11 protein-coding genes are annotated in these 8,639 nt (G+C 39.3%); 6 read left to right on the top strand and 5 right to left on the bottom strand.

What is annotated here, in order from left to right; translation table 11 throughout:
• Positions 1–51 precede the first annotated feature (51 nt).
• Positions 52–216: a hypothetical protein gene (locus B4J23_RS05795; protein WP_162835333.1), complete on the top strand. Its 165-nt coding sequence runs from the start codon at positions 52–54 to the stop codon at positions 214–216.
• Between the two features lie 681 nt (positions 217–897).
• On the opposite strand, the gene B4J23_RS05790 is transcribed toward B4J23_RS05795, so the two are convergent.
• Positions 898–1,083, bottom strand: a complete 186-nt coding sequence (locus B4J23_RS05790; protein ID WP_004784145.1) for a hypothetical protein — start codon at positions 1,081–1,083, stop codon at positions 898–900.
• A gap of 248 nt (positions 1,084–1,331) precedes the next feature.
• On the bottom strand, positions 1,332–1,472 hold the full coding sequence (locus B4J23_RS14385) for a hypothetical protein (protein ID WP_373686382.1): 141 nt from the start codon (positions 1,470–1,472) through the stop codon (positions 1,332–1,334).
• 468 nt (positions 1,473–1,940) lie between these two features.
• On the opposite strand from B4J23_RS14385, the gene B4J23_RS05785 reads away from it, so the two are divergent.
• Positions 1,941–2,723, top strand: a complete 783-nt coding sequence (locus B4J23_RS05785) for an rRNA large subunit pseudouridine synthase E (RefSeq protein WP_005236402.1) — start codon at positions 1,941–1,943, stop codon at positions 2,721–2,723.
• An 8-nt stretch (positions 2,724–2,731) separates the two neighbouring features.
• On the opposite strand, the gene B4J23_RS05780 is transcribed toward B4J23_RS05785, so the two are convergent.
• Positions 2,732–4,090 (bottom strand): heavy metal sensor histidine kinase, encoded by a 1,359-nt coding sequence (locus B4J23_RS05780; RefSeq protein ID WP_291359222.1) that lies wholly within the window; start codon positions 4,088–4,090, stop codon positions 2,732–2,734.
• Positions 4,087–4,758 (bottom strand): heavy metal response regulator transcription factor, encoded by a 672-nt coding sequence (locus B4J23_RS05775; protein ID WP_159123245.1) that lies wholly within the window; start codon positions 4,756–4,758, stop codon positions 4,087–4,089. The genes B4J23_RS05780 and B4J23_RS05775 overlap by 4 nt, the downstream gene beginning before the upstream one ends.
• Positions 4,759–4,932: 174 nt before the next feature.
• On the opposite strand from B4J23_RS05775, the gene B4J23_RS05770 reads away from it, so the two are divergent.
• The 3 genes from B4J23_RS05770 (at position 4,933) to paaI (ending at position 6,368) form a co-directional block, all read left to right on the top strand.
• Positions 4,933–5,376 carry a GlcG/HbpS family heme-binding protein gene (locus B4J23_RS05770; RefSeq protein WP_291359221.1) on the top strand — a complete coding sequence of 148 codons (444 nt, stop codon included), beginning with the start codon at positions 4,933–4,935 and terminating at the stop codon, positions 5,374–5,376.
• A 31-nt stretch (positions 5,377–5,407) separates the two neighbouring features.
• On the top strand, positions 5,408–5,806 hold the full coding sequence (gene uraH / locus B4J23_RS05765) for a hydroxyisourate hydrolase (protein ID WP_159123243.1): 399 nt from the start codon (positions 5,408–5,410) through the stop codon (positions 5,804–5,806).
• A gap of 169 nt (positions 5,807–5,975) precedes the next feature.
• A complete protein-coding gene (gene paaI / locus B4J23_RS05760; RefSeq protein ID WP_291359220.1) occupies positions 5,976–6,368 on the top strand; it encodes a hydroxyphenylacetyl-CoA thioesterase PaaI in 393 nt (130 codons plus the stop codon).
• Between the two features lie 72 nt (positions 6,369–6,440).
• On the opposite strand, the gene B4J23_RS05755 is transcribed toward paaI, so the two are convergent.
• Positions 6,441–8,144 carry a M61 family metallopeptidase gene (locus B4J23_RS05755; RefSeq protein WP_291359218.1) on the bottom strand — a complete coding sequence of 568 codons (1,704 nt, stop codon included), beginning with the start codon at positions 8,142–8,144 and terminating at the stop codon, positions 6,441–6,443.
• Positions 8,145–8,319: 175 nt separating this feature from the next.
• Here B4J23_RS05755 and B4J23_RS05750 point away from each other — a divergent pair.
• On the top strand, positions 8,320–8,639 hold a 320-nt coding region (locus tag B4J23_RS05750; protein ID WP_349678865.1), incomplete at its 3' end, for a serine hydrolase.

Raw genomic sequence — 8,639 nt, 5'->3', positions numbered from 1 at the left:
AGTTTTCTCCCTTACACTGAAATCAAGTTTTAGAAAATTAGAGGATTTTGTATGAAACAGTTTTCGAAAATTCTAATACTCATTACGATGGGCTTTTATGGTACTTCTACTATTGCAGCAGATGCTATTCCTTTGGAAGCTAAAGCCGCCGCAGAAGCACAAAAAGCTGCGCTAGAATATTCTGAAAATCAGAAGAGTGATTCAGACTCAGACTAAAAACAAAATAAAGCCCACGAAGGGCTTTATTTACATACGGGAATCATTAGGAAAAGTTATTTTAATAACTCAATGATTGTCCTACTCCATAAACCATCAAGGTAATAAGGAATACGACCAATGCGGAGACAGCTAATTCTGCTTTAGTCATGTGTTTTACCCTCATGGAGAGCTGTATATTATTTATACACTACATAAGCATGAAACCAAATAACAAAATATTACATAATCTTGAATATTTAAACTAAAGTAAAACAAAACATAAGAGAGTAAAACTATAAATTAAACCTTAATTATCAATCAATATGTTTTCAATTATCAGTTACTTAATAAATTTTATTTAAAAGATTAATAGATTATTTCTTTGAAATCATAAAATAATCTTTGTTTATAAAAAATTTTTCTATGTAATATATTGCCATTCCAAAATTTAAGCTTTTGAACTTAATGTCTTTTTAAGTCATTTCGTAGGTTTTAATTTTACTATTTCATAATTTATTTTCCTTATATGATATCAAATTAAAACTAAACATCTGATATGTATTTTTAAATAATCAACACTGCTAATTTATTTTCAATAAAATTCTCTTTTTTTCCATAAAGATCATTTTTTATTATTTTTAAAACCTCAATATATAAATTTAAAGATCCTAAATAGAAGGATCTTTAAATTTTAAATTACTACATAGATTTGAGTACTTCTAACTCGAAATCAAGCTCCATCATTTTTTCCAGATTTGGTACAATCGCATTCACCCAAGTGCCACTATTCCAGACTTTCAGAATTCCATTTTCTTCCTTATAGAATGCACAGTCCTGAGCTGATATATGATGAATAACCTGGGTTCCTTCTGGTATATTTCTCATACAGACCTCCACACATTTGGTTTATTTTTTAATTTAGCAGAAGATTTGAATTTTTCGTTTACATTGCTTTATAGAGTTGTATTAATTGACTATTTAATAGATTAATCATGTAACTTTAATTTTGATATAACTTTTCTTACTCATCTTATCTAAAAATATTTAAATGATAAAAATAAAAAATCCCAACAATATATGTTGAGATTTTCTATTTATAATCAAATTAAACTAGCAGTAAATATAAGTAATGCTCAGGCTATAAAATCTCGTAAAATGTGTTGATTTATCACTTCATCAAAACTTAGATTTGAAAGATTTTGCTTGTTATGTTTGACGGTTTTATAACAATAACTCGCTGCAATACCCATACTAATTAAAGTCAACAATTTCATTGTTCACCTCAAAATTAAAAATATTAGAAACTGTGAAATTAAAATATCAGCTTGCTTTGTAGTGGTCTAAGCCAGTTTGGAAAGCTTTTTGTATGGTATGTAAATCCGTCAGAACCATTTTGGGTCTATAAATTCATTATCAATTTTTTGCTTTGCCTTGAATTGTCTTATTTTCCCTTAACCGGCTCGACGAGTGCAGTGGAAAATAAGGATCATCGATGATTAACATTCTTAAACGGAAGATCATATTTGAATACAAAAAGTACATCATTTTAAAGCGGCATGGCCGCAATCAAATGAGATGCAAACCATAAATTCGAGGAAGATAAATCAGAATCTGCTATGATAGCTTCCACTTAGTGGACTCTTTTATGTCTTCCCTTATCTCCTACTTATATGTAAAGGAGTATCACAATGGGCAACATGACTGCCACATCAGAATTATTTTATATATTTTAGTAGGTTAAAGTGAAAATTGTCATTCTTAACAAGCCTTATGACGTCCTCTCCCAATTTCGTCCAGATGAAAAACATCAGACTATGGCGGATTTCGTAGACGATCCAGATCTGCGTATTGCCGGTCGTCTGGACATGGATTCTGAAGGTTTGATGTTCCTGACCGATCATGGCGGTTTAAACCAATATATTACCAATCCAGCCAGCAAAAAATTCAAAACTTATCTGGTTCAGGTCGATGGTGATATAACTGAAGAAGCTTTGGAACAGCTTCGTAAGGGCGTTGAACTGAATGACGGTATTACGCTGCCAGCCAAAGCAATCAAAGTCACTGAACCGGAATGGTTATGGGAACGTAATCCCCCGGTACGTTTCCGTGCTTCTGTTCCAACTTCATGGGTTGAAATTTCAATCTGTGAAGGCCGTAACCGTCAGGTACGTCGTATGACTGCAGCAGTCGGCTTTCCTACCTTACGTTTGATCCGCACCAAAATCGGTTCGATTGATCTGGTACAGTTGGGTCTGCAACCAGGTGAAACCAAAGAAATCGAACCGTTGCTCTATCCAGACTTTAAAGATGTGCCTGCACAGGAACCGTATCGTTCGCGCTCTTATGTGAAAAAGCCGGGTGGTACCGGTGGTAAACCGATTAACAAGAAAGTAACGAAAGACGGCACCAAGAAAAAAACCGGTACACCACGTATCTGGCAAATGGAAGAAGGTGAAAAACCACGTCGCAAGACCAATGGTACCACCCGTCCAAATACCAAGAGTCGTGGCCGTCGTACACGTTAAGCCACTGCTTAGATCGGGAAGATCAAACTAAAGACCACCCCTTGAGAATGGTTATTCACCTGAACTTCCCCCTGATGCAACTGCATAATGGACTGCACAATCGCCAAGCCCAAACCACCCGTTTGGGCTTTTTGATGCCGGCTGCTATCAACTTGATAAAAGCGTTCAAACAGATGGGCTAAATGCTGCTCGGGGATCTGTACACCTGCTGTCAGCACATCAATCCGACAGCTATTTTCTGTAGTCATCGCCGTGATTCTGATCTCGCCATTTTCCTTTCTATACTGCACTGCGTTGCTGAGTAAATTGGCAAGCGCACGTTGCAGATGTTCCGGATGCGCAGCTATATTCAGTTGAGCCGGAATATCCGTATAAATAGATATATTTTTTTCTTCTGCCAGAAACTCAAAATATGCCAGCAAATCTTCTATGATCTGGCTCAGTTCTAGTGTCTGTTTTTCTATCTGATAATGACCATGTTCTACCCGGGCGATAAACAGCATGTTTTCAATCATCTGGGTCAGACGTTCATATTCTTCCAGATGAGAATACAGCAGATTTTCTAATTCATCGCGACTACGTGACTTCGACAAGGCAATCTGGGTTTGCCCCATCAAGTTATTCAGGGGCGTTCGTAATTCATGAGAAATATCTTCAGAAAATCGGACCAGCTGTTCATAGCCTTGCTGTATTCGGTCCAGCATGGCATTCATGGCCTCGGTTAATTGCTGCACCTCAATAGTTCGGGATGGCAACTCGATGCGTTGATCCAGCTGCTGTACATTAATCTGCTGAGTGGCGTAAATTAATTGACGCATGGATCGTAGCAGATAGTGTCCCATCAGCCAGGCTAACAAGGTGGATAAAATAATACCAAGCAGAGTGTAGATCACTAATTTTATCAGGTAATGTTTTAAAACCTGTTGCCCTGCTGCGAGCTGCTTACCGGCAATCAGTTGATAAGACTGTCCATTAAAGTCCACTTGCTTAAATGCCAAACGGGTCGTGGGTTGTTCAAGCTTATTATTTTGATAATTCAGCCTGGTGTGATAATCCAATAGAGGAATAGTAATATTTAAAGGATTAATGTCAATCAAGGTATTCTGCGCGTTTTTAAGGATCAGTAAATTATCTTCCTGTCCAAGCATATTCTCATAAAGCTCTGGATGTTCGATCAGCACCTGAAAGCTTTGCTGATCAGCCAGAAATATTTCAATCCTGGAAATCCGCAAGGCCAAGGCTTCATCCTGCTGTTGTTGCACCATCTGCTGCATATTGTGATAGGACAACCCGCCGATACTTAAAAAGACGATACAGGAAATAAGGCCAAAAGCGATGCCGAGACGTGTGCCCAAATGCATTTTCATGCGTGCACATCCAGCTTATAACCCATACCACGTACAGTATGAATAAGTTTTGGACTGAAATGGTCATCAATTTTAGAACGTAATCGACGTACAGCAACATCAACGACATTGGTGTCGGTATTGAAATTAATATTCCAGACTAGTGAAGCAATTTGTGTCCGGGTTAAAACTTCGGACTGGTGTTCCATCAGCAACTGTAAAAGCGCAAACTCCTTTTGGGTAAGCTCAATTTTTTGCTGGTCTCGAAATACTTCCCGGGTTAAACGATTCAGCTCTAAATTGGCCACCTGATACATTTCATGTTCAACTTTCGGTACACGGCGCAGCAGGCTTTTTATTCTGGCCAAGAGTTCGATATAAGAGAAAGGCTTGGTTAAATAGTCATCTGCACCCAGTTCCAATCCTTTGACCCGGTCAAGCACATGATCTTTGGCAGTCAGCATAAGTACGGGAACTTTAGAAAAAGTACGCAAGGTTTTGAGGACTTGCCAGCCGTCCAGGTCGGGCAGCATCACATCCAGCAATACCAGATCAACCTGTTGCTGTTCCAGCACCGATAAGGCATGCAGGCCATTATCCACCTGTGTAGTCTGGTAGCCGGATTCATTTAAGCCTGTAGCCAAGAAGCCGGCAATTTTGGCTTCATCTTCTACAATTAAAATATGCATGAGCTGAGTTTAATTAATTTCATACAGCGCAAAGATTACAAATTGGTAATCTGATTGTCATCCATGAGCTTCAATTCTTTGATTATGATCTTCTCAATTTCTATATGACTGAACATTATCATGAGAAGTAGATTAAATCAGAGAAAAATATTTTTATATCTAGCGAGTTTAGCAATGGTTAGCTTAAGCCATGCTGAATTAAAAACGGCCTATATTATGGACTTGAGCACAGCAAATCAGCTTACTGAGAATGTCATGCAAGCTTGTCAGAAAGCCAGCAAACCCTCTGCAGTCACAGTACTGGATCAAGGCGGCAATGTCTTGGCCAGTCAACGGCATGAATCTGTCGGAATTCACAATTTAACTGCATCACAGCGTAAAGCCTTTACTGCATACTCGACTAAGACCAGTACATTGGATTTCATGCGTCATGCACAAAAGAACCCGGATGCACAAAATTTAAATACCCTGGATGAATTGTTATTATTGGGCGGCGGGGTACCTGTGGTTTATAAAAACCAGCTCATTGGCGCTGTTGGCGTTGCAGGCTCTGGTGGCTCTGAACAGGATCATCAATGTGCCGTACAAGGCATTCAACATACTTTAAAACAACTTTAATTTTATCTATCTATTGAATAGGAACAGACCTATGAAAAAAATTATTTTTGGTGCTCTTCTAGCGGCGACAGCAAGCTTTTCTTTTGCACAGAATCCTTTAAGTGTGCATGTGCTGAATCAGGAAACTGGTCTGCCTTCCGCCAATGTCGCGGTGATTCTGGAAGCTCAGCAAGGTGACAAGTGGATAAAACTGAATGAGTTAAAAACAGATGCCAATGGCCGTATCAAAGAGTTTTATCCTAAAGATACAGCTTTACAGAAAGGCATCTATAAAGTGACCTTCAAAACCGGTGACTGGTTTAAGGCCAATAATCAACGCACCTTCTTCCCTGAAGTACCTGTGGTATTTACGATTGACGGTGCTTTGGAGCACTATCATATTCCCTTATTACTGAGCTCTTATGGTTATTCAACCTATCGTGGTAACTAATTCTTAATCCCTAAAAGCGTTATTTTCATGGCGCTTTATTTTGATAAGTAAAATGGCTGCATTTCATCATTCATCTGGCTTTCGCTTGTTATTTATCTCCTAGAGTGCTATTTATGATTCATATAATTAATATTTTTAAAATAAGTGTATCTAAAAAAGGAGTTTTGCAATGGATCAGCAAGTGAATCAGATGTTTAATCAGGACCGGTTAATTCAGTATCTCGGTGCACATCTAATTTCCTATAACCACAATCATGCAAAGATTGAACTTAAGGTGACTGAACAACATTTACAGGGGCATCAGACCTGTAACGGCGCTGTGATATTTGCATTGGCTGATGCTGCCTTTGCCATTGCCTGCAATACCGGCGAACATCCAGCAGTCGGCCAACATTGCGGTATTCATTATTTAAAACCAGCTTTATTAGGTGATACCCTTACTGCCATAGCTGAACATAAAGCCAGTAGCGGTCGCAGTGGGATTTACGATATTCAGATCCTGAATCAGAAAGATCAAATCGTGGCTGAATTCCGTGGAACCTCACGACTGATCGTTAAATAATTATTCTAAAACTTAATGCAATAAAAAAACCGGTGCATCAACACCGGTTTTTTTCAATCAATAAATACTTAATTAAGCTTTCAACCATTTCTCGACTTTAGCTTGATCTTCAACTTTTAACTCGACTTCAGTCAGTTCAGAACCACCATTTTGAACGTCAAAAGTCATCAGCTCATCAAGACGGAATGCATGGACAGTATACGTACCTTCCTGTTTCGCATATTTCTCGACAAGTTTCGTCGTTACTTTAAGTCCATCAATCGCCACAATCACATCATTCGCTGAAAGGCCCGCTTTCACCCCTGCTCCATCACGACGTGCAGACTGAACCAGCACACCTTCAGGCTTATCTACAAGTTTCAAACCAAATGGCAATGACTTGTCATTTTTCAGCGTATAGCTCACGCCAAATTCAGGTAGTAACTGATCTAATGGCAATTCATCAGTAGTATTGATCAGGTGATTGATCTGTTCTAACCAGTTATCACCAGTCAATTCCTGGCATAACTCAAAGATAGTCCGCTCATTGACCTGAATGCCATTTTGCGTATTTTCATATAGCTTACGCATCAAAGCGTCTAGACTTGAACCACGTAGACGTAGACCTAGATCCAGACAAAGTGCAACTAAACAGCCTTTATTGTAGTAGCTGGTACCGGCATTATTTGAGTTTTCATCCTGACGATAGAATTTTACCCAGGCATCAAAGCTAGACTCAGATACTGACTGAATAAAACGTCCCGGGTTTTGCAAATAACGGTCAATCTGCGCTTTGAGCAATGCAATATAAGATTCCTGATTAATCACGCCACTACGGAGCAGAATCAGGTCATCATAATACGACGTAAACCCTTCAAAGATCCAAAGCAAAGAGGTATAGCCTTCTTTATTTAGATCATAATTCACGAAGTTTTCTGGACGAATAAATTTCACTAACCATGAATGGAAATACTCATGACTACATAGGCCAAGGAAACGCTGATAATCTTTCGATGGCTCTTCAGGCTCATCTACTTTAGGGAAATCATCACGCGGTGTAATCAGACTGGTTGAGTTTGGATGCTCCAAACCGCCATAGCTGTTCCCGGTGGCTATGGTCATAAAGGTATAATCATTGAATGGCGCAGAACCGAACATGGAAATTTCTGTCGCACAGATTTTCTCAATGTCCTGCTTCATACGCTGTTCATTCATCGCATGCTTGCCTGACACCACAAACTCATGCGGAATGCCATTGGCTTCAAAGCTGAAACGGGTCTGCTCTGCCAGTTCAAACGGCGCATCAATCAGTTCAGCATAGTTTTTAGCTTTTAAGGTATAACGACCTTTCACCAGACTTTTGGCCTGCATGCCCGTCGCAAGCTGGAAATGTTTCAGTTCATCCGGCAGGAATACTTCTACTTCAATTTCTTTATGCTCCTGACCTTCTAGACTCAAACATGCACAAGCTGGGTTCACATAGAGACGGTTTTGATCCACATATGCACCACGAACAGACAGGTCATACGCGTAGACATCGTATTCCACAGTAATCAGTTCATGATCCGTATTGAATAAACGCCATTTATTCTTTTCAAACTTCTGGATTTGTAGCTGGCGTCCATCCTCATCATAAGCCTTGACTGCTTCAATATGCTTGGAGAACTCGCGAATCAGGTAACTACCCGGAATCCAGGTCGGTAAAGAAAGGACTTGTGTTGGGTCTGCTAAAAAGCGAAGAGTTACGTGAATAAGATGCTGACGATAATCGTCAAATTCGATTTGATAATGCAACATAATGGGCGATATAAAATACAAATAAATGAGTTATAGCTTAGCTTAGCATTTTTTAGGCCAGTATTGCTTAGCTGTCGCATTTGTCTACATTTCTGACTAGCTATCCTTAAAAAAAAGGCATAGCATGCGTGAAAATTAAATCGTTCATCGACCGGTTGGTTATTAAGGAACACCTTTGAAATACATCATCTCACTGCTTGCAGTTCTCAGCCTGTTTGTGCCTGCAATTTCATATGCTGCCCTTCTGAATATTTTGCCTGAAAGCGTTGAAGCAGAAGCATGGACCATTCTTGACTCACAGTCAGGCCAGGTCATTGCCGAACACAATGCCGACGTTCAACGTGCTCCAGCTTCCCTCACCAAAATGATGGTCGCTTATATTGCATTGAAAGAAATTCAGGCGGGTAAATTAGATAAAAGTGAAGTATTAACTGCAACACCGATTGTGAAAACAGTGATGTGGGATGAGTCACAAATGTACCTGAAAGAAGGTGA

It is taken from the genome of Acinetobacter sp. UBA3025 (assembly GCF_002367915.1).
In the GTDB taxonomy this organism is placed as follows: domain Bacteria; phylum Pseudomonadota; class Gammaproteobacteria; order Pseudomonadales; family Moraxellaceae; genus Acinetobacter.
The sequence above is the reverse complement of the archived record's forward strand: the minus strand, read 5'-3'. Positions and strand labels throughout refer to the sequence as shown.

Excerpts from the sequence above, each read along its gene's own strand:
- B4J23_RS05795 (WP_162835333.1), top strand. The coding sequence starts at position 52 with ATGAAACAGTTTTCGAAAATTCTAATACTCATTACGATGGGCTTTTAT.
- B4J23_RS05790 (WP_004784145.1), bottom strand. The coding sequence starts at position 1,083 with ATGAGAAATATACCAGAAGGAACCCAGGTTATTCATCATATATCAGCT.
- B4J23_RS14385 (WP_373686382.1), bottom strand. The coding sequence starts at position 1,472 with ATGAAATTGTTGACTTTAATTAGTATGGGTATTGCAGCGAGTTATTGT.
- B4J23_RS05780 (WP_291359222.1), bottom strand. The coding sequence starts at position 4,090 with ATGAAAATGCATTTGGGCACACGTCTCGGCATCGCTTTTGGCCTTATT.
- B4J23_RS05775 (WP_159123245.1), bottom strand. The coding sequence starts at position 4,758 with ATGCATATTTTAATTGTAGAAGATGAAGCCAAAATTGCCGGCTTCTTG.
- B4J23_RS05770 (WP_291359221.1), top strand. The coding sequence starts at position 4,933 with ATGGTTAGCTTAAGCCATGCTGAATTAAAAACGGCCTATATTATGGAC.
- uraH (WP_159123243.1), top strand. The coding sequence starts at position 5,408 with ATGAAAAAAATTATTTTTGGTGCTCTTCTAGCGGCGACAGCAAGCTTT.
- paaI (WP_291359220.1), top strand. The coding sequence starts at position 5,976 with ATGGATCAGCAAGTGAATCAGATGTTTAATCAGGACCGGTTAATTCAG.
- B4J23_RS05755 (WP_291359218.1), bottom strand. The coding sequence starts at position 8,144 with ATGTTGCATTATCAAATCGAATTTGACGATTATCGTCAGCATCTTATT.